The following is a 22,012-nucleotide window of genomic DNA, read 5'->3' on the forward strand; positions in this document are numbered from 1 at the left end:
CCATGCCCGGCGCACCACAAAAAAACCCGCTCAGATGAGCGGGTTTTCAGACTAACACAGTAATAGCTTACCAGCCAGTCAGCTCTTTCAGGGCTTTACCGATATCGGCTAAGCTCTTCACGGTTTTTACACCAGCGTCTTCTAACGCAGCAAATTTCTCATCAGCAGTACCTTTACCACCAGAGATGATGGCGCCAGCATGGCCCATGCGCTTACCAGCAGGTGCAGTGACACCGGCAATATAAGATACCACTGGCTTAGTGACATGTGCTTTGATGTAAGCTGCAGCTTCTTCTTCAGCAGAACCACCGATTTCACCGATCATCACGATGGCTTCAGTTTGTGGATCTTCCTGGAATAACTTCAGAATATCGATAAAGTTAGAACCCGGGATTGGGTCACCACCGATACCAACACAGGTAGACTGACCAAAACCGTAATCAGTGGTTTGCTTAACGGCTTCATAAGTCAGGGTGCCTGAACGTGACACGATACCGACTTTACCTGGCTTGTGAATGTGGCCTGGCATAATACCAATCTTACATTCACCTGGCGTGATGACGCCTGGGCAGTTCGGGCCGATTAAGCGTACGCCTAATTCGTCACATTTTACTTTGGCATCCAGCATATCTAACGTCGGGATACCTTCAGTGATACAGACGATCAGTTTGATACCGGCGTTAGCTGCTTCCAGGATAGAATCCTTACAGAATGGTGCTGGTACATAGATCACAGAAGCTTCTGCGCCAGTGGCGTCAACCGCTTCTTTTACCGTGTTAAACACTGGCAGACCTAAATGCGTTTGACCGCCTTTACCCGGTGTTACACCGCCAACCATTTTGGTACCGTAAGCAATAGCTTGCTCAGAGTGGAAAGTACCCTGGGCGCCAGTGAAACCCTGACAAATTACTTTGGTGTCTTTGTTAATTAAAACGCTCATTGCTTACCCCTTATGCCTTGGCCGCAGCTGCAACCACTTTCTGGGCAGCGCCAGTTAAGTCGGTATCAGCAATAATGTTCAGGCCACTTTCTGACAGTACCTTCGCGCCCAGTTCAGCGTTGTTACCTTGTAACCGCACGACTACCGGTACTTTAACGCCAACTTCTTTTACGGCGCCGATCACACCTTCAGCGATCATGTCACAACGCACGATACCACCGAAGATATTGATAAATACTGCTTTAACGGCAGCGTCAGACAGGATAATTTTGAATGCTTCTACAACGCGCTCTTTGGTCGCGCCGCCGCCAACGTCCAGGAAGTTAGCTGGTTGGCCACCGTGTAATTTTACGATGTCCATGGTACCCATGGCTAAGCCGGCACCGTTAACCATACAACCGATATCACCACCTAAAGCAACATAGTTCAGTTCCCATGATGCCGCGTGAGCTTCACGAGGATCTTCCTGTGACGGATCCTGCATCGCTTTTAAATCCGGGTGACGGTATAAGGCGTTACCATCGATAACCAGCTTGGCATCTAAACAGTGCAGATCGCCGGCTGGTGTAATAACCAGTGGGTTTACTTCTAACAGCGCCAGATCTTTATCCTGGAACAGTTTCGCTAAACCTAAGAAGATTTTAACAAACTGGTTAACTTGCTTGCCTTCCAGGCCCAGTTTGAATGCCAGTTCACGGCCTTGGTATGGCTGAGCGCCAACCAGTGGGTCAACAGTGGCTTTTAAGATTTTTTCCGGGGTTTCGTGGGCAACTTTTTCAATTTCCACGCCACCTTCAGTAGAGGCCATAAACACGATACGGCGTGAAGAGCGATCCACTACCGCACCTAAATACAGCTCTTTGGCGATATCAGTACAGGTTTCTACCAGAATACGGCTAACTGGCTGACCTTTCTCGTCTGTCTGGTAAGTTACCAGATTCTTACCCAGCCATTTTTCTGCGAAGGCGCGAATTTCGTCCTTGCTCTTGACCAGCTTTACGCCGCCCGCTTTACCGCGGCCACCAGCGTGAACCTGAGCCTTAACAACAAACATATCGCCGCCGATCTGATCAGCTGCGGCAACTGCTTCTTCTACAGTGGCTGCAGCGATGCCTTTAGATACAGGCAAACCATATTGGGCAAACAGTTGCTTACCCTGATACTCGTGCAAATTCATGGCTATTTTCCGTTCATTTTTGATTGAAGGCTGCAGTTATCGCAGCCTGTCGTTTAGGTCGGCGCGCATTATAGCGCCAACCCGATGTATTTAAAAACGCTGTTGCGCAAACAACAGCATTTTTATCCGCTTTTACCGCTTAGATATCCAGCAGAATACGGGTTGGGTCTTCCAGTAACTCTTTTACAGTAACCAGGAAGCCCACAGACTCTTTACCATCGATAATCCGGTGGTCGTAAGACAGCGCCAGATACATCATTGGTAGAATTTCCATCTTACCGTCTACCACCATCACGCGGTCCTGGATCTTGTGCATACCCAAAATAGCGGACTGTGGTGGATTGATAATTGGCGTAGACATCAGAGAGCCGAACACACCACCGTTAGTGATAGTGAAGTTACCGCCCATCAGGTCGTCCATCGCCAGCTTGCCATCACGGCCTTTGATGGCCAGATCTTTAATCGCTTTTTCGATTTCGGCCAGATTCATCTTGTCACAGTCACGCAGTACTGGCGTTACCAGACCACGAGGTGTAGATACCGCGATACTGACATCGAAGTAGTTGTGATAAACGATATCATCACCATCGATCGCCGCATTCACTTCCGGGAAGCGTTTCAGGGCTTCGGTAACTGCTTTAACATAGAACGACATAAAACCTAAACGGATACCATGACGCTTCTCAAACACGTCCTGATACTGCTTACGCAGATCCATAATGGGCTTCATGTTCACTTCATTGAACGTCGTTAACATAGCGGTAGAGTTTTTCGCTTCCAGTAAGCGGTTCGCGATGGTCTTACGCAAACGGGTCATCGGTACGCGTTTCTGGCTACGGTCACCGGCAGCAACCACAGGTGCGGTAGCGGCAGGCGCAGCGGCTTTAGCAGGTGCACCGGCTAAGAATTTTTCAACGTCTTCTTTGGTGACACGGCCGTTTTTGCCGGTGCCTTTGATTTTGCTGGCATCCAGACCTTTTTCGGCAATTAAACGACGCACTGACGGGCTTAAGGCATCATCACTGTCATCGCTGGCAGCTGGCGCAGCGGCGGCTGGTGCAGTCTCTGCTTTTGGTGCGTCAGCTTTCGCAGCTGGTGCACCACCGGCAGACATCTTACCAATGACCTGCTCAGCAGTTACAGTGGCGCCAACATCATGCAGGATCTCGCCCATCACGCCATCGGCCTGAGCGACGACTTCCAGCACAACTTTGTCGGTTTCGATATCGACTAATACCTGATCACGGCTTACGGCTTCACCGGTTTTTACGTGCCAGGTGGCGATAGTTGCATCTGCAACAGATTCCGGTAATACGGGTACTTTAATTTCCACTTTTTCACCTTTAACGGTTGGTCTTATCAGTTATAACAGCCCGCCACAGCGGGCTGCAAAGCGTTTTATTTCAGTGTCAGGGCGTCATTTACCAGCGCTTGCTGCTGCTTGTTATGTACCGACAGGTAACCAACAGCAGGTGAAGACGAAGCTTCACGACCGGCATAGGTCAGCTTAGCGCCTTGCGGAATAGCAGCCCAGAAATGGTGCTGACTGCAGTACCAGGCCCCCTGGTTTTGCGGCTCTTCCTGACACCAGACGAAATCGGTGACATGCTGATAGGCTGCCAGCGCTTGCGCCATTTCCTGATGCGGGAATGGATACAGCTGCTCAACCCGGATGATCGCCACGTCTTTCTGCTCGCGCTTACGCCGCTCTTCCAGCAGTTCGTAGTACACCTTACCGCTACAGAACACCACGCGTTTCACATCGGCCGGGTTCAGCTCGTCAATCTCGCCAATCACGTTATGGTAGACGCCTGACGCCAGCTCTTCCAGCGTAGAGGTTGCCAGTGGGTGACGCAGTAACGATTTTGGCGACATCACGATCAATGGCCGGCGCATTGGCCGCACCATCTGCCGACGCAACATATTAAATACCTGAGCCGGTGTGGTTGGCACACAGACTTGCATATTGTGGTCGGCACACAGTTGCAGGAAACGCTCCAAACGGGCTGAAGAGTGCTCCGGGCCCTGGCCTTCGTAACCGTGTGGTAATAACAGCGTTAAACCACAGAGACGACCCCACTTCTGCTCGCCTGAACTTAAGAACTGGTCAATGACCACCTGGGCACCGTTGGCGAAGTCACCAAACTGACCTTCCCAGATCACCATGGCGCGAGGTTCTGCGGTGGCATAACCATATTCAAAGGCCAATACCGCTTCTTCAGACAACGCCGAGTCATAGACCTGAAACACACCCTGTTTCTCGTCAATATGCTCAAGTGGCGTATAAGTGCTGGCATCAGTTTGACTGTGCAGTACTGCATGGCGATGGAAGAAGGTACCACGACCAGAATCCTGACCAACAATCCGCACCCGGCTACCTTCGGCAACCGTAGAAGCGTAGGCCAGAATTTCAGCAAAGCCCCAATCGATTTTCTTCTCACCTTTTAGCATCAGGGCGCGGTCTTCGTAAACACGACCGACCTGACGTTGTAAAGCATGTGCGGCTGGAACCTGGATCGCTTTTTCACCCAGCGCGACCAGTTTCTCCACCGGTACACTGGCGTCGTAAGGACTATCCCAATCTTTATTCAGGTATGGCGTCCAATCAACTGAAGTAGGAGCCATAGGACGCAGTTCTTCTACTACGCAATCACCTTTGTCCAGGGCATCACGATAACCATCAATCAGTGCCTTCACTTCTTCCGCCGTCACAATGCCTTCTAACTGCAGTTTCTCGGCATAGATTTCACGCGGCGTCGGGTGCTTCTTAATCTTCTGGTACATCAGCGGTTGGGTCGCATTCGGCTCATCCGCTTCGTTGTGGCCATTACGACGATAACAAACCAGGTCAATCACCACATCGCGTTTAAAGGTGTTGCGGTAATCTACGGCAAGTTGTGCCACAAATACGACGGCTTCCGGGTCATCACCGTTAACGTGGAAAATTGGCGCCTGTACCATCTTAGCGATATCAGTACAGTAAGGTGTAGAACGCGTGTCTTCCGGGTTAGAGGTGGTAAAGCCAACCTGGTTGTTAATCACGATCCGCACGGTGCCACCCACTTTAAAGGCACGGGTTTGCGACAGGTTAAAGGTTTCGGCTACCACACCCTGACCGGCAAACGCAGAGTCACCGTGAATAGTAATTGGCAGTGCTAAAGAGCCGTCAGTGCAACCACGACGATCTAAGCGGGCGCGCACTGAACCTAACACTACCGGGTTAACAATTTCCAGATGCGACGGGTTAAACGCCAGGGCTAAATGGACGATACCACCTTTGGTTTCAAAGTCAGACGAGAAACCCATGTGGTATTTCACGTCACCGGCACCCACCACTTCGTATTTACCGGCGAACTCGTCAAATAATTTTGACGGGTTTTTACCCAGTACGTTGATCAGCGTATTTAAGCGGCCACGGTGTGCCATACCGATAACAGAGTCCTGTGCGCCCTGCTCACCGGCACGGTGGATCATGGCTTTGAGCATCGGGATCATGGCATCGCCACCTTCCAGACCAAAGCGTTTGGCACCCGGGAATTTTGACCCTAAATATTTTTCCAGGCCATCAGCGGCAACCAGACCTTTTAAGATCTGTAACTTGGTAGCTTTATCATAGCGAGGCTGTGACTGAATGCTCTCCAAACGTTGCTGGATCCAGCGTTTTTCATCAGTCGATACGATGTGCATATACTCAGCACCAATAGAGCCGCAATAAGTGCGCTCCAGGGCTTTGTGCAAATCGCCTAATTTCATCGTTTCCTGACCAGCTGCGAATGATCCAACATGGAACTCTGTATCGTAATCAGCTTCAGACAGTTCATGGTAAGACAATTCAAGGTCACGTACCCTGGGTTGCTTCCATAAATTCAGCGGGTCAAGATTGGCATGCTGGTGACCACGGAACCGATAGGAGTTGATTAATTGCAGCACTTTGACCTGACGGCTGTCGGCACCACTGCCGCTATTGACGACCACCACTTCACGGTGTTTGTTTTTAGCCAGTTCAGCAAACTGTTGCCGGACATCACTGTGCCGGGTTTCGAGATCGACCCCATCGATTTTTGGTAACTTGGCAAAAAATTCGCGCCATTCGTCACCAACACTGGTGGGCTCTGCTAAGTAGGATTCATAGAGTTCATCCACATAGGCCATGTTGCCACCGCCAAGATGTGAAGACTCTAACCACGCCTTCATTACACCTTCGTGCATTTAGTTTCCCTTATTTCTGAGCACCTGGAAAAATTAGCAAAAAAACTGCCGTGCTGCATGCAGCCCGGACAGTTTCAGTTAAATACTAAAAAAGGGCGCATTACAGCGCCCGGTTTAACAACATCGATTTGATCTGTCCGATAGCTTTAGTCGGGTTCAGTCCTTTTGGACAGACGTTGACACAGTTCATAATACCGTGGCAGCGGAACACGCTGAAAGCGTCGTCAAGATCATTTAAGCGTTGTTCAGTCGCAGTATCGCGACTGTCAGCCAGGAAGCGGTAGGCATGCAGTAAACCAGCCGGGCCGATAAACTTATCCGGGTTCCACCAGAACGACGGACAAGAGGTCGAACAACAAGCACATAAAATACATTCGTACAGGCCGTCAAGTTTAGCACGTTCTTCCGGCGACTGCAGGAACTCACCCGCTGGTGGTAACTTGCTGTCGTTGATCAGGTACGGTTTTACCTTCTCATACTGGGTGTAGAACTGGCTCATATCTACCACCAGATCGCGGATTACCGGTAAACCTGGCAGTGGCCGCAATACAATCTTGCCGCCTTTTAAACCAACGGCAGATAATGGCGTAATACAAGCCAGACCGTTTTTGCCGTTCATGTTCAGACCATCTGAACCGCAAACACCTTCACGGCAGCTGCGACGGAACGACAAGGTAGGGTCCTGCTCTTTTAACTTTAACAGTGCATCCAGCACCATCATATCCCGGCCTTCCGGGTTATCCAGCGTGTAATCCTGCATGCGCGGCGCTTGGTCGACATCAGGGTTATAACGATAGATGGAAAATACTAACTTCTGCATCGTTGTGGCCCCTCTTAGTACTTACGTGCTTTTGGCGGGAAAGCTTCACGGAACTTCGGTTCCAGATTCACTTTACGCTTAAACATAGATTCAGTATCCGGTGTGTAAACACTGTGGCATAACCAGTTTTCATCATCACGATCCGGGAAGTCAAAACGGGCATGGGCACCACGGCTTTCAGTACGGAAGTTCGCTGCTACCGCAGTTGAGTAAGCGGTTTCCATCAGGTTGTCCAGCTCTAAACATTCAATACGCTGGGTATTGAAATCTGAGCTCTTGTCATCCAGACGGGCAAACTTCAGCCGCTCACGGATTTCTTTTAACTGTTGCAGACCTTCGGCCATCGCCTGACCTTCACGGAATACCGAGAAGTTAAGTTGCATGCAGTTTTGCAGGTCTTTCTTAATCTGTACCGGATCTTCACCCTGACCTGGTTTGCTGTCTTCCCAGCGACGGGTGCGGGCCAGAGCAGCATCAATATCGTCAGCAGAGGCGGCACGGGCTTCTGCGGTAGCAGCCAGCGCTTCGCCCAGGTGTAAGCCAGTAGCACGGCCAAACACCACTAAGTCTAACAGTGAGTTACCGCCTAAACGGTTAGCACCATGTACCGATACACAAGCAATTTCACCACAGGCAAATAAGCCAGGTACCACCGCTTCTGAGCCGTCAGCTTTTGGCGAAATCACCTGACCATGGACGTTGGTTGGAATACCACCCATCATATAGTGACAGGTTGGGATAACCGGAATTGGTTCTTTTACCGGATCAACGTGCGCAAAAGTACGTGACAATTCACAAATACCTGGCAGACGGCTTTCCAGAACCTCTTCACCTAAGTGATCTAGTTTCAGCTTGATATGGACGCCCCAAGGACCATCACAACCGCGGCCTTCACGGATTTCGGTCATCATGGCGCGGGCTACCACGTCACGGCCGGCTAAGTCTTTGGCGTTTGGTGCATACCGCTCCATAAAGCGCTCGCCGTCTTTATTCAGCAGATAGCCACCCTCACCACGACAACCTTCAGTAACCAGGGTACCGGCGCCGGCAATACCTGTTGGGTGGAACTGCCACATTTCCATATCCTGCAGCGGCACGCCAGCACGCAGCGCCATACCAACACCGTCACCTGTATTAATGTGGGCGTTAGTGGTCGAAGCATAAATCCGACCGGCACCGCCGGTCGCTAACACGGTCGCTTTAGCTTTGAAATAGACAATTTCGCCGGTCTCAATATCAATCGCCGTACAACCAACGATAGCGCCATCCTGGTTTTTCACCAGATCTAAGGCATACCACTCGGAGAACACCTGAGTGCGGTTCTTAACGTTTTGCTGATATAAAAGGTGCAACAAAGCATGACCGGTACGGTCAGCAGCAGCGGCAGTACGGGCAGCCTGCTCACCACCAAAATTCTTCGACTGACCGCCAAATGGGCGCTGATAGACGCGGCCGTTTTCAAAACGAGAGAACGGTAAGCCCATATTTTCCAGCTCGGTAATAGCTTCCGGGCCGGTCTTACACATATATTCAATGGCGTCCTGGTCACCGATATAGTCCGAACCCTTAACGGTATCGAACATGTGCCACTCCCAGTTATCTTCGTGGGAATTACCCAGTGCGACCGTAATACCGCCCTGGGCAGATACAGTGTGCGAACGGGTTGGAAACACTTTAGACAATAAGGCGCAAGTTAAACCAGACTGGGTGATCTGTAACGCCGCACGCATACCTGCACCACCGGCCCCAATAACGATGGCATCAAATTCTCTTACTGGAATAGTCACTTAAGCACCCCACAACACAAATAAACCTACTGCCACATACGCGAAGGCAATCACATAAAGTACAAACTGCAAGGCGGCGCGTAAGCGAGCGCATTTGACATAGTCAGTCAGTACCTGCCATAACCCGATACGGGTATGGATAGCGATAGAGATCAGGGCAAGTAAGGTAAATACTTTTACAAAGAGGTTGGCAAAGAGTGCATGCCAGACTTCAAAGGTCACTTCGGGAGTGAACAGGAAGAAACCCAGGATAAACAAGCTATATAACGCCAGCACAACAGCCGACGCGCGCAGAGAAACATAATCCTGAACGCCATCGCGCTTCAGGCTTGCCTGATTCAGAACCATACCCAAACTCCTGCTAAAACGGCTAATACAATCCACAAACCTATGGTCAGATTTGCACTCAGGTTACCGGACTTCAGTTCTTCCCAGTGCCCCAGGTCCATAATCATATGGCGAATGCCACCCAACAGGTGGTAAATCAGTACCGTGATAGTGCCCCAAGCGATAAATTTCGCTAAATGTGAATTTAGCAAGGACTTCACGTAGTCAAAGCCTTCTGCGCTTTGCAATGAAGTCGCCCATGCCCAAATCACAAACAGCAGTGCGAAAAACATTGCCACACCAGTAACCCGGTGCAGAATAGAAGCTTTGGCAGTCGCAGGTAGAGAGATAGTCGATAAATCGAGATTTATTGGTCTTTGCTTTTTCACAGTTTCTTGCCCATCGATGCCCGTGTAGAGCGTAGTTGTCATTATTGTCGCTGTAAAACCAGTGACATCCCAACGCCAATATACTCTTTATGCCCCAAGCTGGTTCAGCAAAAAAGCTGGTGTCAGGTGAACTGCTTTTACGCCGCCAATAGTATATATTTCATAAAAGGCTATTACAATTTTTGTTTGGTTTTACACGGAAAATTCCGCAGGTGAAAAGTTACATAAATTGTCAAAAGCAGCAATACGACTAGAGTCGAATACTTATTCAACGATTAGTCTTTAGAATTGACTTTCAGGTGTGGTTTGCGAGTAGAATAGCCCAAACCCTAATATCCGATACTACAACAATAGGAGAAATCCAATGGCAGATAAAAAGGCCGTCGTGCAGATTGATGGTAAGACCTTCGAGCTACCGATCTACGCTGGCACGGCAGGCACTGACGTAATCGACGTACGTACTCTCGGGCAACAGGGCTACTTCACTTTTGACCCGGGCTTTATGTCTACCGGCTCCTGTGAATCGAAGATTACCTATATCGATGGCGACAATGGCGTATTGCTGCACCGCGGTTATCCGATTGAACAACTTGCTGAAAAATCAAACTATCTGGAAACCTGTTATTTACTGTTAGAAGGTGAATTACCCACTGAACAGCAGTATCAGGATTTCGTAAAAACCATCACCCGCCACACCATGGTCCACGAAAAAATCGCTGCCTTTTTCCAGGGTTTCCGTGTTGATGCGCACCCTATGGCGATGCTGTGTGGCGTAGTAGGCGCGATGTCGTCTTTCTATCACTCAGATTTGGACATTAACGATCCGATGCAGCGCAAGCGTAGCGCGCACCGTTTAATCGCCAAGCTGCCAACCATCGCAGCTATGGCTTATAAATATACAGTTGGCCAGCCGTTTGTGTATCCACGCAACGATTTGAGCTACTCAGAAAACTTCCTGCATATGATGTTCTCAGTGCCGGCCGAAGAGTACAAAGTCAGCCCGGTATTAGCGAAAGCAATGGACCGCATCTTTATGCTGCACGCTGACCATGAGCAGAACGCTTCAACCTCAACAGTACGCTTAGCCGGTTCATCGGGCGCTAACCCCTATGCCTGTATCGCCGCAGGTGTGGCATCGTTATGGGGCCCGGCACACGGTGGCGCCAACGAAGCCTGCCTGAAGATGTTACAACAAATTGGTTCTGTTGATCGTATCCCTGAATTCGTCGCCCGCGCCAAAGACAAGAATGACTCTTTCCGTCTGATGGGCTTTGGTCATCGCGTGTACAAGAACTTTGACCCACGGGCTAAAGTGATGCGTGAAACCTGCCATGAGGTACTGAGCGAGCTGAATATTAAGGATCCACTGCTGGATGTGGCGATGGAGCTGGAGCGTATTGCGCTGTCAGACCCGTACTTTATCGAGAAGAAACTGTATCCAAACGTCGATTTCTACTCTGGTATCATCTTAAAAGCTATTGGTATTCCAACCAGTATGTTCACCGTGATCTTCGCCATGTCACGTACTGTCGGCTGGATCTCACACTGGGATGAAATGCTGTCGGATAAAGGCCATAAAATCGGTCGGCCACGTCAGCTGTATACCGGTTATACTGCCCGTGATTATGTCAGCAAGAAATAATATTTTTTGCTAGTTATCAAAGCGGCCTGAGGCCGCTTTTTTATTTTTTGCATTTTTATGCAAGCTCTGATTCGATAAATTGGCCATAAATTGGCATAATTATGCCATTGGTGTTATGGAGTCCAAAGTTCTCATGTCAAGTTTTGATGCCCTGGCCTTCCGGCAGTTTTTTCCGTTTTTTAACAATAACCCGGACTGGGTCTATCTGGACACCGCAGCCACCAGCCAGAAACCACAGCAGGTGATCGACGCCGAATTAGCATTCTATCAGCGACAAAACAGCAATGTGCATCGCGGTGCCCACCAGCTAAGCCAGCATGCCACCGCCGCTTTTGAAGCGGCCCGGGACAAGGTACAGCAATTTCTGAACGCGGCAAGCCGCTCGGAGATCATTTTTACCAGCGGCACCACTGCCGCCTTTAACCAGCTGGCCTTTGGTTTAATGGATACTGTACTCAAGCCTGGCGATCGGATCCTAATTTCTGCCTTGGAACATCATGCCAATATCGTACCCTGGCAGCTACATTGCCAGAGTCATGGTGTACAGCTGGATGTGATCCCATTGGACCCGCAGTTAATGCCTGACCTTGACGTCTACCAGCAGTTATTGGCGCTCAAACCTAAGATCGTCAGCCTGACCCAGGTATCCAATGCGCTGGGGCATATTCTGCCTTTAGCAACTATGTTACGGGCAGCTAAAGCCGCAGGGGCAATTACCATAGTGGATGGGGCTCAGGGCGTGAGCTGGCAGGTACCGGATGTGCAACTATGGCCGGTAGATTTTTACTGCTTCTCCGGCCATAAGCTCTATGGCCCCACTGGTATTGGCGTCTTGTATGGCAAACAGCGCTATCTGGAACAGTTAAGGCCCTTACTGGGCGGGGGCGAGATGATTAGCGATGTCAGCTTTCAGCGCTCTAGCTTTGCTGCACTACCGGCCCGGCTCGAGGCCGGCACACCCAATATTGCCGGCGCCATAGGCCTGGCCGCTGCCATTGACTTTATCCGGCAGTTTGACGCTAAGCAAATAAATCAGTATAAAGGCGAGTTATTACAACAATTTGCTGCTGGGCTTAGTCAAATTCCCGGCTTGAGATCCTTGACCAGGGTTGAACACAGTGCCGGTATTGTTAGTCTGCAGCTGGCCGGAGAGCATCCAAATGATCTGGCAATGTTGTTAAATGAACAAAAAATAGCTGTGCGTGCCGGTGCTCATTGTGCCATGCCGTTATTTGCCACGCTACAGTTGCCAGGCGCGGTGCGTTTTGCTTTTGCACCTTATAATTTACCGGCCGAGGTCGATGTCACCCTGCAGGCATTAGCGGCAGCCACTGAGATCCTGAGGTAACCATGCTACAACAACTTATTGCCGATACCGCCACCGGCCTGCAGCAGATCGCAGAGCACGAGCTACCTTTGCTGCAACAACCTGCTGATTGGCAAAGCAAATACCGGTTGTTAATGCAATTGGGCAAACAATTACCTGCCCTACCGGAGAAAATGCGCCAGACTGAATATCTGGTACGTGGCTGTGAAAGCCGGGCCTGGCTGCTGCACTATCAGGAGCCGGTAAGCGGCAAACATTATTTTGTACTGGACAGTGAAGCCCGTATCGTTAAAGGCCTGTTGGCGATAATGCTCTGTTTTGTGAATGGTAAAACCGGCGCTGAACTGGCCGAACTGGATCTCAGTCGCCATTTTGACGCGCTAAACCTGCGCCCTTACCTTAGTCAATCCCGGGGCAATGGCCTGACTATGATGCTGCAACGTATTCAGAGTACTATTAAAGCTTAACACTCGCCGTTAGTTACTCGCTGACGTAGCCGGTATTCAGCCTAAATTCAGCTGTAATAAGCTTTAATGCCTCACCCTGGGCGCACTCTATGCCCAGGCTTATCGGGGTCGCGCTATGGATAATCTCTCTCTTCCTGAATTCAGTCTGCAGTTACGGCAACAACAACCACAGCGCTCGTTCAGCTTTAACTGGCAAGGCCAAAAGCTTTGGATAAAACAGCAGGAGCCTGCCCTGCCGGCTTGGCGCCGCGTGTTACCAAAACTTATTGCCAGCCTGAGCTCTAATCCGCTGTACTTTCCCAGTATTGAACCTGTTGCCGCACTGGCCGGCGAAGCTAAACGCTTACAGCTGCTGGGTAGCCTGGGTTTTAATGTGCCGCGGGTTTTGGTCGCGTCGGAAGAATACCTGGTGCTCTCCGATGTCGGGCCCTCACTAAAGTACTGGCTAACGGAAGCACAACCCGACGCCAAACAGCGACGCGAGATTTTGCTGCGGGCAGCAGCGGCGCTGGCTAAATTGCATCAGCATAATCGCTGGCATGGCCGGCCGGCATTACGCGATCTGTGTTGGGATGGTAAGCAGATTGGCTTTATTGATTTTGAAGAAAATCCGCATCAACAACTGAGTATTGACCAGTGTATGGTGCGGGATGTACTGATCTTTATCCATGGCCTGTATCGCTATCTTGAGCACACAGATCCGCTGATTGAAGAAGTCATTACCGAGTATCGCCGCCTCGCGCCTGGACGGGTATGGCGCGATAGTCTGGCGGTGGTCGAGCAGATGTGGTTAGTTTATCCGTTACTGGAACTAAGCCATGGCTTACTCGGTAAAGATGGTAAGCAAGCCTTGCTGGCGCTGCGGCAATTACGCCAGCACCGCAGTGACCAACAACGTAGTAAGTTACCCTGGATTGTGCTCAGCTTGTTGCTCGCTTACACCCTTGCGGACCAGTTTGACTAACAGGCGCGACACTGCAGCAAAACCAAAACTGGCCGTCACCACAGTGGCGGCACCAAAACCGCCGCTGCAATCCAGCCGCATAGCCCCGCCATTATCCGGCTTTTGCTGACAAACACTGCCGTCAGCGGCCGGATAACGTAACTGCTCGGTTGAAAATACACAATCGACGCCAAAACGCCGCTTGGGATTGCGGCTAAACTGATGATCACGTCGCAGCATATTACGTACCTTCGCCAACAGCGGGTCGTTGTAGGCCTGCGTCAGATCGGCGATTTGGATCTGCGTCGGGTCAAGCTGACCACCGGCGCCGCCGGTGGTGATCAGCGGGATTTTGCGCCGCTTACACCAGGCAATCAATGCTGTTTTGGCTTTTACTGCATCAATCGCATCCAGCACATAGTCAATTTTGCCGTGTAATAACTGCGCCAGATTATCAGCTGCTATAAAATCCGCTACCTGATGTACTACGCATTCCGGGTTGATCTGATGGATCCGCTCTGCCATTACCGCGACCTTATCCTGCCCCACTGTTGCAGTCAGCGCATGTAACTGGCGATTAATATTGCTGACACAAACATCGTCCAAATCAATCAACGTCAGCTCGCCAATACCGGAGCGGGCCAGCGCTTCCGCCGCCCAGCTGCCCACACCACCAATGCCTATCACCACCACATGCGCCTGACGAAATTGTTGCAATGCAGTCTGACCATAAAGCCGGGCAATGCCGGCAAAACGGGTTTCATAATCTGACATTATTCATCCTGATCTGAACAAGCAGCCAACTGCGCAGGGGCAGCTGGCCAGGGAAAATCAGCCGGCGTTAACCAGCTCTGCGGTAAGCCCCGTTGCAACAATTCGGCAAAGGCCACACCGCTATCGGGTAATACCTGGAACCTATACTGATGCCCAAATAAGCTGAAATTGAGCGCATAGGCATGCAGGTAGACCCGATCTGCCGCCACCCCACCATAGAGTTCATCTCCCAGAATAGCAGCCCCCACGCTCTTTAGCGCCACTCTTAACTGATGAGTTTTACCGGTGAAAGGTTTTAATAGAAAAGCCCGAAAAGGCGCATCCTGATAGCCCTGACTGACAAAATAGGTCACCGCAGGCGCTTGCTCGCCCTGACCAAGACGCCAGGCGCCCCGCCGTGCCGGTTGCATGGGCCCCTTTACCCAGCCTTGCTTTTTTTGTGGCCGCGCGGCGCTAAGTGCCAGATAGCATTTCTGCACCTGCCGCCTGGCAAATAACTGGGTTAGCTCAGCCGCGGCCTCAGGCCGGCGTGCCAGTAATAGCAAGCCAGAGGTGACTTTATCCAGCCGGTGCACCGGATAAAGCTTTTGTGCCAGCTGTTGCTCGGCCAACGCCACCAGCCCGGGGCCTTGCTCAGAATGAAAACTGACGCCGGCGGCCTTATTCAGTACATAGAAATCGTCGGTTTGCGCCACTATCTGAAAAGCATCAGTCATAGGCTTTAGCATGGGCGATGGCCCTTGCCAGATCCTCGGCAGTATCTACCCCCATCGCCGGCGGTGCTATTGCATCGGCAACATGGATGGATTCACCCTGCCACAGCACCCGCAATTGCTCCAGCGCTTCCAGTCGCTCCAGGGTCGACACCGGCCAGCGCACATAATCCTGAATAAAACCGGCGCGGTAGGCATAGATGCCGATATGGCGCCGGTAATGCTGAGCGAGCTCGGCCTGAAACGCCTGATCGCGATCAAAGGGGATCACCGAACGGCTAAAATACAGCGCATAACCTTGTTGGTCGGTCACTACTTTGACGATATTGGGATTGGAAATCTCACTGGCATCGCTAAGCGGCAATGCCAGCGTGGCCATGCGCGCGCGCTGCTGGGCCGCCAGATTTGCCGCCACCTGACCGATTAATGCCGGTGGAATAAAGGGCTCATCACCCTGGACATTAACGACTATAGTATCTGCCGGCAGCCCCAGTTTCGTCACCACTTCTGCCAGACGCTCAGTACCGGAGTTGTGGTGAGTGGCAGTAACGCAGACTTCACCACCAAAACTTTCTACAACCGCTTTGATCCTCTGATCATCGGTTGCCACCAGCACCCGAGCCGCTCCACTTTGCAACGCCTGACGGTACACCCGTTCAATCATCGTTTTACCGTTGATGTCAGCCAGCGGTTTACCTGGCAGGCGGCTACTGGCAAAGCGCGCCGGTATCACCACTAGGAACGCCATTTTTCACACTCTTCAGCGCTTAATATGGTGGCTTCATTGGCCAGTAATACCGGAATATTATTACTTAAACGATAGGCCAGCCGATCCAGCGTACAAATCAAACGCTGACCATCTTTATCGTATTTCAGTTTACCTTTACAGACCGGGCAGGCCAGGATATCAGTCAATGCCGGATTGAGTGCCATAACGAATTCCCAAAGTATTTATTAAAGCGTTCAGACGGGCGACGACTGCCGCGTCCGGCTCCGCCTGCACTGGCAGATAATACCAGTCGGGCCGGGCAAATTTGCGGCATTTTACCGCGTCTTTTTCCGTCATCAGGATCGGACCTGAGACCATGTTAAAGTCATCCGCCTGAAAAGGATGATGATCGGGCCAGAAATGGCAATGCTTGATTTTAAATCCAGCCTGCTCGGCAGAGGCTTTAAAACGTAGCGGATTGCCAATACCGGCGACCAGTTGAATTTCGGTGTCAGGCGTCAGTGGCACTGCATCGGGTAATAACGGCAATGCCGCCGCAGAACTGAGCTTGATTTCGCCAGCCGCCAGCGCTGAGCTACCACTATTGGCAATCACCAGGTCGACACTGGCAAGGCGTTTTGGTAACTCCCGTAGCGGCCCGGCCGGTAATAACCAGCCATTGCCCAGACCGCGTTGCCCATCCAGCAACACGATTTCCAGATCCCGGGCCAGACGGTAATGCTGTAAACCATCATCGGAAATAATAATATCAACCTGCGGTCGCTTCTCCAGCAAAAAACGCCCTGCTGCTACCCGATCGGGTGACACCACTATGGGACAGCCGCTGCGCTGGGCCAATAACAGGGGTTCGTCACCAACCAGCGCCGGACTATCCAACTCGGTGACCAGCCGCGGCGCCTTAACCTTACCACCATAACCACGTGAAATAATGCCGGGTGTATAACCCCGCTGCCGCAGATAGTCACACAACCAAATCGTAAAAGGTGTCTTGCCGGTGCCGCCTACCGTGATATTGCCGACAATCAGCACCGGTACCGGCAATGTTTCGGTCTTTCGCATCCCAGTGCGAAACAATAAGCGCCTGACACTGCTAACCAGATAGAACAAGGCGCTAAACGGCAGCAACAAGGCACACCACCAGTGTTTTTTATACCAGGCTTGCTCTAACAGATTCATGCGTCGCCACCAAACTGCAGTTTATGCAACGAGGCATAGGCACCGTCCTTTGCCAACAATTGCTGATGGGTGCCCTGCTCCAGAATACGTCCTTGATCCATCACAATAATATTGTCAGCTTTTTCGATGGTCGATAAACGATGCGCAATCACAATGCTGGTGCGGCCCTTTAATAACACATCCAGTGCCGCCTGAATTTTCCGCTCCGACTCGGTATCCAGCGCCGAGGTCGCTTCATCCAGAATCAGCACAGGTGCCTGACGTAGCAGGGCTCGGGCAATGGCAATACGCTGGCGCTGGCCGCCTGACAAACTGACGCCATTCTCGCCGATCTGTGTATCCAACCCATCCGGCAGCTTGTCGGTAAACTCGAGCACATGCGCCTTTTCCGCGACATCAAGCAGCTGCTCGCGGCTAACCGGACCGGGCATGCCATAGCAAATATTATTAGCAATAGTATCGTTAAACAGCATGACATGCTGCGACACCACAGCAATTTGACTGCGCAACGAGGCCCGGGTGTAACTTTGGATATTTTGATCATCGAGCAGGATTTCGCCCTGCTCCACTTCGTAAAAACGCGGCAGCAGACTGGATATCGTGGTTTTGCCGCTGCCGGAGCGCCCGACCAGCGCCACCGTCTGGCCAGCTTTAATACTGAAGCTGATATCCTTTAGTACCTGTTGCTGATGTCCGGGGTAATGAAAACTGACATGGCTAAAGCTGATATCTCCCTTGGCAGCTTTGAGCTCTATCCGGCCGGTTTCCTGCTCCGTCAGTTGATCGAGGATCTTAAAAATACTGGCGGCAGCGGCTAAACCACGTTGAAACTCACTGTTAACGGTGGTTAATTGCTTTAGTGGTTTAAGCATCATCACCATCGCCGTAACGATGGATGAGAAAATACCCGGTGTCAGGCTTTCCAGCATGTCCGGCTGGCTGGCCATAAAGACGACGAACGCCAGTGCGAAGGAGGCTATCAACTGGATCACACCAGAGCTGATGGCCGAGGTTGAGTCCATTTTTACCCCTTGCAAACGGGTTTGGTTATTCACCTCGGCGAAACGTTGATCTTCCAGTTGCTGGCCGCCAAAAGACAGGATCACCTTATGGCCATTTAACATCTGCTCCGACGCCGTGGTAACGCCGCCCATCGCATGTTGGATTTTATAGCTCAGTTGCCGGAAGCGCTTTGATACCAGGCTGACGATAACGGCGATCACCGGCGCGATCAGAAAGAAGATTAGTGACAACTGCCAGCTATACCAGAACATAACGAAAATCAGGCCAACCACCAGGGCGCCGTCACGTACCAGCACGATCAGCGCCTTAGTAAGGGATTGTTTAATCTGCTCGGCGTCGTAGGTAATTTTTGAGATCAGCTCGCCAGTGGAGTGTTTGTCATGAAAACTGACCGGCAGGCGCATCATATGACCAAACAGCTGTTGCCGCATATCCTTTACGATCTGATTACCGACCCAGCTGATGCAATAAGTTGCCGTAAAATGAAAAATACCACGCAAAATAAATAATAAGATCACGACCAGCGGAGCATAACGCAAAAAGTCGGTGTCTTTTTCCTGAATACCGCGGTCAATAAAAGGCTGTACCGACGCGATAAATCCTGCATCAACCAGGGAGTAACCAATCATGCCGACTATGGCGGCGACAAAGCCGAGCCGGTAAGGCTTTAAGTAACCAAGAAGACGGCGGTAAACTACCATGCTTGTATCGTTATCTGACTGCAAAATAAGCACCTTTTTATTCTAAGCTTGCTATTCTAGCGCGTTCTGATCTCAGTTTCAGCACCTGGCGTCACGTTTTCTGTCCAGCGCGGTCGCTGCCGCTGTCGCCAGGTTGAAATTTTAAGCTGCCTTGGCTGAAAATCCACGACAATAGCACCTTGTTCCCCACTGTGGTAGAGCGGCAACTGCAACAAGGCAATGCGTTGCCGAACCGCCGTCACCGGATACGGGTGCGCAGCGGCGCCATTGGCAGCAAGCAGCAGTTGTACCGGTGCCAACTGCTGTAATAAGGCCAGTGAATTCGCGCTGTCACGCCCAAAATCACTTAGCAAATAGAGATCTGCGCTCAATTCAGGATAACGTGCCAGTAGCCGTTGCTCAGTCAGTCGCTGCAACCTGCCGGGCAACAGTAGTTGCCAGCCATTCAGGCTAATACTTAAGCTGCAAGGATCCTTGTCAGGCAGTGACCAGTGCCGTAGCGTCAGTTTCGCCGCCAGTTCATGCTTTTCAATAGCAGCACAAGCCTGGCTGGTCGCCGGCAGCGCATCGGCACTAAACAGCGGCCAGGCTGCAGTGTGTTGACGTAATAACGCTACAGCAGGCAGATGCTCTGCCGTTAAGCGTGGCCAGATCACGGCATCCAGTTGGCGAATGCGGTAGAACTGCAATAGCGGCAGCAGCTGTTGCCGTACCAGTTGTTCGGCCTGAGGCGCCGGGATGTCCAGATACAGCAGCTTAGTGTCTCTTTGCTCGAGCAGTAACACCGTTGCCTGACCGCTATCCAGCAACGTCAGTCTGACACCCGCTGTTGGCGTTAGCAGCATGGCAATGCTAAAGGTTAATACAAAGCAGCCCCAAACCAGATACCTTACTCTTAACAGTAACAATAGTAAAAACAGCGCACATAACAGCAGCGCAACCGTGCCACTTAACTCTGGTAAACTCCACCACACCGGCCACTGCGCCGCCCAATCCAGCCAAAGCTGTAATGGCCTGAGCGCCAGATCCGGTAGCAGCCAGACCTCGGTGGCAAAAGGCAAGCCGCTCAGGCTATAGAGTAGCGCTAGTAAGACCAGCGGGATCGCCAGCAAAGTACACCAGGGGATAAATAACAGATTAGAAATTAGCGTCAGCGCACTTAAGCCATTAAAAAACACCGCGGTCAGCAGGCTCATGCTCGCGGTAAGCAATAGATGAAAACACAGCCAGTAGCGCAGACGCTGCGGCCAGGGCTGTGGCAGCGGCCCCAGATACCAACTGAGCAACAAAATCATGCCAACGGCCAGGATCGATAACCAGAAACTGACACTGATTACCCACAACGGATTGAGCAGTAGCAGCGTGCTACAGAGCAGCAGCCAGTAATTAGCCGCATTTGCCGGACGTAACAGCAAGCGCCCGGTTAAAAATAATCCGAGTGCTACTATGGCTCTCAACGTCGGCACCGCAAAGCCGGCCAGCCAGGCGTAAGCCAGTGCCGGTACCAGCGACAGTACTAATGCCAGCGGCAGCGGTGCCTTACGACGACATATGGTGCCAAGCCCCAGCAACAGCGCCAGACTCCAGCCGTAGACCAGGCTAATATGTAATCCCGAGATCACCAGTAAATGCCCGAGGCCACTGTGCCGCAATCCCTGCCAGAGTTCAGGCGAAAAATCCCGCTCACCGCTACTGAGAGCCCGCAGCAGGATAGCCGTCTCCCGCTCCTGCCAGGCAAGTTCCAGTTGCTGCAGAAGTCGTGGACGTAAAGCCCGGCTGGATGCCAGCTTAATCGCCGGGCGCTGCCGGTCCAAATAGCCGGTTGCAATGACCCTTTGTTGTAACGCACTTAGCTCAGCATTAACCGCACCGGGATTTTGCCGGCTAGATACGGCCTTTAAGCGCAGCGGTAGGCGCCACCGCTCGCCTACTTCAAGCGCAGGTGCCTGTAACCAGCGCACTCTAAGCTGATAGCCTCTGGCTTGCGGGTCCAGTATCTCCAGCTGCAACAAACTGCTTTCACTGTCCTGCTGCACAGCCCGGATCCGCACCTCATAGTAAGCTGGCGCAGCAGCGAGTAGCTGCGATACGGCTTGATGATGGCTCAGCAACTGCCAATGCCAGCTGCAGAGAAAACCTAACAGCCCGGTAATTAACCAGCAGCGGTACAGTGCCGCCAACAGTAGCAGCAATGGCAAAATAATTTTCAAAAAAGCTGGCAGAAGCGGCAAAAATAACGACAATAGACAACCAGCCAGCACACCATAATAGAGCCTGTGCATTTTTACTTTATGTAAATGAATTGTAATGCCAAAGAAAACTATTAAGAAATATTTACCATCGCCGGAAAAAATCAAGCAGATGAAAATCCTGAATCTGTTCGGGACCATGCTGCATGATGGCAACCTCTGGCATCTGAACCGCCGTTCAGCGCGCGGCGCCTTTGCTGTGGGTTTATTCTGGGCCTGGATGCCACTGCCATTTCAGATGGTATTTTCGGCGGTGATGGCGGTGCCGTTACGGGTTAATTTGCCACTGTCGGTGGCGCTGGTCTGGGTTTCTAACCCTTTGACGATGCCGGTTATGCTGTACCTGTGTTATCTGGTTGGCACTGTGGTATTGGCGGCGCCGGCCGAACCCTTTGCCTTTGAAGCCAACTTTGCCTGGCTGTGGCACAGCATGCAAACGATCGGTAAGCCACTTATGACTGGCTGTCTGCTGATGGGCATTACCGCCAGCATCGTCGGCTATTTTGCCATTGACTGGCTGTGGCGTTTTTCAATCCGCAAAGAAAAACTCAGCCGTTTATTACTACGGCGCAATAAACAGCAACCCCCTGAAGATACCCCCTAGAGGATTATCTTACC

At 51.4% G+C, this 22,012-nt stretch carries 19 protein-coding genes and 1 pseudogene; 5 read left to right on the plus strand and 15 right to left on the minus strand.

Annotated elements, in window-relative coordinates; translation table 11 throughout:
• Positions 1-67: 67 nt before the first annotated feature.
• From sucD to sdhC, 8 genes and pseudogenes are all read right to left on the minus strand, one after another.
• Positions 68-940 (minus strand): succinate--CoA ligase subunit alpha, encoded by an 873-nt coding sequence (gene sucD, locus A9165_RS05965; RefSeq protein WP_008951868.1) that lies wholly within the window; start codon positions 938-940, stop codon positions 68-70.
• Positions 941-950: 10 nt separating this feature from the next.
• A complete protein-coding gene (gene sucC, locus A9165_RS05970) occupies positions 951-2,117 on the minus strand; it encodes an ADP-forming succinate--CoA ligase subunit beta (RefSeq protein WP_008951867.1) in 1,167 nt (388 codons plus the stop codon).
• Positions 2,118-2,256: 139 nt separating this feature from the next.
• Positions 2,257-3,453, minus strand: a pseudogene (odhB, locus tag A9165_RS05975) (2-oxoglutarate dehydrogenase complex dihydrolipoyllysine-residue succinyltransferase); the annotation flags it as partial.
• Positions 3,454-3,515: 62 nt separating this feature from the next.
• Positions 3,516-6,326, minus strand: coding sequence for a 2-oxoglutarate dehydrogenase E1 component (locus tag A9165_RS05980; RefSeq protein WP_065955254.1), 2,811 nt, complete (start codon positions 6,324-6,326; stop codon positions 3,516-3,518).
• A gap of 100 nt (positions 6,327-6,426) precedes the next feature.
• A complete protein-coding gene (locus A9165_RS05985) occupies positions 6,427-7,146 on the minus strand; it encodes a succinate dehydrogenase iron-sulfur subunit (RefSeq protein ID WP_008608256.1) in 720 nt (239 codons plus the stop codon).
• A gap of 14 nt (positions 7,147-7,160) precedes the next feature.
• Positions 7,161-8,933: a succinate dehydrogenase flavoprotein subunit gene (gene sdhA, locus A9165_RS05990; RefSeq protein WP_065955255.1), complete on the minus strand. Its 1,773-nt coding sequence runs from the start codon at positions 8,931-8,933 to the stop codon at positions 7,161-7,163.
• Positions 8,934-9,281 carry a succinate dehydrogenase, hydrophobic membrane anchor protein gene (gene sdhD / locus A9165_RS05995; RefSeq protein ID WP_008951864.1) on the minus strand — a complete coding sequence of 116 codons (348 nt, stop codon included), beginning with the start codon at positions 9,279-9,281 and terminating at the stop codon, positions 8,934-8,936. It abuts the gene before it with no gap.
• Positions 9,272-9,649: a succinate dehydrogenase, cytochrome b556 subunit gene (gene sdhC / locus A9165_RS06000; protein WP_138984257.1), complete on the minus strand. Its 378-nt coding sequence runs from the start codon at positions 9,647-9,649 to the stop codon at positions 9,272-9,274. The genes sdhD and sdhC overlap by 10 nt, the downstream gene beginning before the upstream one ends.
• 364 nt (positions 9,650-10,013) lie before the next feature.
• Here sdhC and gltA point away from each other — a divergent pair, with 364 nt between their 5' ends.
• From gltA to A9165_RS06020, 4 genes are all read left to right on the plus strand, one after another.
• Positions 10,014-11,291, plus strand: a complete 1,278-nt coding sequence (gene gltA / locus A9165_RS06005; protein WP_008951862.1) for a citrate synthase — start codon at positions 10,014-10,016, stop codon at positions 11,289-11,291.
• A 133-nt stretch (positions 11,292-11,424) separates the two neighbouring features.
• On the plus strand, positions 11,425-12,639 hold the full coding sequence (locus tag A9165_RS06010) for an aminotransferase class V-fold PLP-dependent enzyme (protein WP_065955256.1): 1,215 nt from the start codon (positions 11,425-11,427) through the stop codon (positions 12,637-12,639).
• A 2-nt stretch (positions 12,640-12,641) separates the two neighbouring features.
• The gene (locus A9165_RS06015) at positions 12,642-13,085 is read left to right on the plus strand and encodes a SufE family protein (RefSeq protein WP_008951860.1); all 444 of its coding nucleotides are present in this window, start codon (positions 12,642-12,644) and stop codon (positions 13,083-13,085) included.
• Positions 13,086-13,200: 115 nt separating this feature from the next.
• Complete coding sequence (locus tag A9165_RS06020) at positions 13,201-14,049, plus strand: hypothetical protein (RefSeq protein WP_065955257.1); 849 nt, start codon at positions 13,201-13,203, stop codon at positions 14,047-14,049.
• Here A9165_RS06020 and tcdA read toward each other — a convergent pair.
• From tcdA to A9165_RS06055, 7 genes are read right to left on the minus strand one after another with little or no spacing between them, the layout of a single operon-like run.
• Entirely contained in the window at positions 13,990-14,802 is an 813-nt protein-coding gene (gene tcdA / locus A9165_RS06025) for a tRNA cyclic N6-threonylcarbamoyladenosine(37) synthase TcdA (RefSeq protein ID WP_008951858.1), read from the minus strand. The two genes, A9165_RS06020 and tcdA, sit on opposite strands and share 60 nt — an antisense overlap.
• The gene (locus tag A9165_RS06030; protein WP_065955258.1) at positions 14,802-15,518 is read right to left on the minus strand and encodes a pseudouridine synthase; all 717 of its coding nucleotides are present in this window, start codon (positions 15,516-15,518) and stop codon (positions 14,802-14,804) included. The genes tcdA and A9165_RS06030 overlap by 1 nt, the downstream gene beginning before the upstream one ends.
• Positions 15,511-16,263, minus strand: coding sequence for a 3-deoxy-manno-octulosonate cytidylyltransferase (kdsB, locus tag A9165_RS06035; RefSeq protein ID WP_065955259.1), 753 nt, complete (start codon positions 16,261-16,263; stop codon positions 15,511-15,513). Before kdsB ends, A9165_RS06030 begins: the two co-directional genes overlap by 8 nt.
• Positions 16,251-16,448 (minus strand): Trm112 family protein, encoded by a 198-nt coding sequence (locus A9165_RS06040; RefSeq protein ID WP_008608245.1) that lies wholly within the window; start codon positions 16,446-16,448, stop codon positions 16,251-16,253. Before A9165_RS06040 ends, kdsB begins: the two co-directional genes overlap by 13 nt.
• Complete coding sequence (gene lpxK / locus A9165_RS06045; protein ID WP_065955260.1) at positions 16,423-17,421, minus strand: tetraacyldisaccharide 4'-kinase; 999 nt, start codon at positions 17,419-17,421, stop codon at positions 16,423-16,425. Before lpxK ends, A9165_RS06040 begins: the two co-directional genes overlap by 26 nt.
• Positions 17,418-19,145, minus strand: a complete 1,728-nt coding sequence (gene msbA / locus A9165_RS06050) for a lipid A export permease/ATP-binding protein MsbA (RefSeq protein WP_176714597.1) — start codon at positions 19,143-19,145, stop codon at positions 17,418-17,420. Before msbA ends, lpxK begins: the two co-directional genes overlap by 4 nt.
• 56 nt (positions 19,146-19,201) lie before the next feature.
• Positions 19,202-21,355 carry a ComEC/Rec2 family competence protein gene (locus A9165_RS06055; protein WP_369799939.1) on the minus strand — a complete coding sequence of 718 codons (2,154 nt, stop codon included), beginning with the start codon at positions 21,353-21,355 and terminating at the stop codon, positions 19,202-19,204.
• 97 nt (positions 21,356-21,452) lie between these two features.
• Between A9165_RS06055 and A9165_RS06060 the strand changes: the two genes are divergently transcribed.
• A complete protein-coding gene (locus tag A9165_RS06060; RefSeq protein ID WP_065955262.1) occupies positions 21,453-21,998 on the plus strand; it encodes a DUF2062 domain-containing protein in 546 nt (181 codons plus the stop codon).
• Positions 21,999-22,012 lie beyond the last annotated feature (14 nt).

The sequence above is a fragment of the Alishewanella sp. HH-ZS genome (assembly GCF_001704375.1).
Classification (GTDB): domain Bacteria; phylum Pseudomonadota; class Gammaproteobacteria; order Enterobacterales; family Alteromonadaceae; genus Alishewanella; species Alishewanella aestuarii.

Bases quoted from the DNA above. Each gene is read 5' to 3' on its own strand.
- sucD (WP_008951868.1), bottom strand. From the start codon at position 940: ATGAGCGTTTTAATTAACAAAGACACCAAAGTAATTTGTCAGGGTTTC.
- sucC (WP_008951867.1), bottom strand. From the start codon at position 2,117: ATGAATTTGCACGAGTATCAGGGTAAGCAACTGTTTGCCCAATATGGT.
- A9165_RS05980 (WP_065955254.1), bottom strand. From the start codon at position 6,326: ATGCACGAAGGTGTAATGAAGGCGTGGTTAGAGTCTTCACATCTTGGC.
- A9165_RS05985 (WP_008608256.1), bottom strand. From the start codon at position 7,146: ATGCAGAAGTTAGTATTTTCCATCTATCGTTATAACCCTGATGTCGAC.
- sdhD (WP_008951864.1), bottom strand. From the start codon at position 9,281: ATGGTTCTGAATCAGGCAAGCCTGAAGCGCGATGGCGTTCAGGATTAT.
- gltA (WP_008951862.1), top strand. From the start codon at position 10,014: ATGGCAGATAAAAAGGCCGTCGTGCAGATTGATGGTAAGACCTTCGAG.
- A9165_RS06010 (WP_065955256.1), top strand. From the start codon at position 11,425: ATGTCAAGTTTTGATGCCCTGGCCTTCCGGCAGTTTTTTCCGTTTTTT.
- A9165_RS06015 (WP_008951860.1), top strand. From the start codon at position 12,642: ATGCTACAACAACTTATTGCCGATACCGCCACCGGCCTGCAGCAGATC.
- A9165_RS06020 (WP_065955257.1), top strand. From the start codon at position 13,201: ATGGATAATCTCTCTCTTCCTGAATTCAGTCTGCAGTTACGGCAACAA.
- tcdA (WP_008951858.1), bottom strand. From the start codon at position 14,802: ATGTCAGATTATGAAACCCGTTTTGCCGGCATTGCCCGGCTTTATGGT.
- A9165_RS06030 (WP_065955258.1), bottom strand. From the start codon at position 15,518: ATGACTGATGCTTTTCAGATAGTGGCGCAAACCGACGATTTCTATGTA.
- kdsB (WP_065955259.1), bottom strand. From the start codon at position 16,263: ATGGCGTTCCTAGTGGTGATACCGGCGCGCTTTGCCAGTAGCCGCCTG.
- A9165_RS06040 (WP_008608245.1), bottom strand. From the start codon at position 16,448: ATGGCACTCAATCCGGCATTGACTGATATCCTGGCCTGCCCGGTCTGT.
- lpxK (WP_065955260.1), bottom strand. From the start codon at position 17,421: ATGAATCTGTTAGAGCAAGCCTGGTATAAAAAACACTGGTGGTGTGCC.
- msbA (WP_176714597.1), bottom strand. From the start codon at position 19,145: ATGGTAGTTTACCGCCGTCTTCTTGGTTACTTAAAGCCTTACCGGCTC.
- A9165_RS06060 (WP_065955262.1), top strand. From the start codon at position 21,453: ATGCCAAAGAAAACTATTAAGAAATATTTACCATCGCCGGAAAAAATC.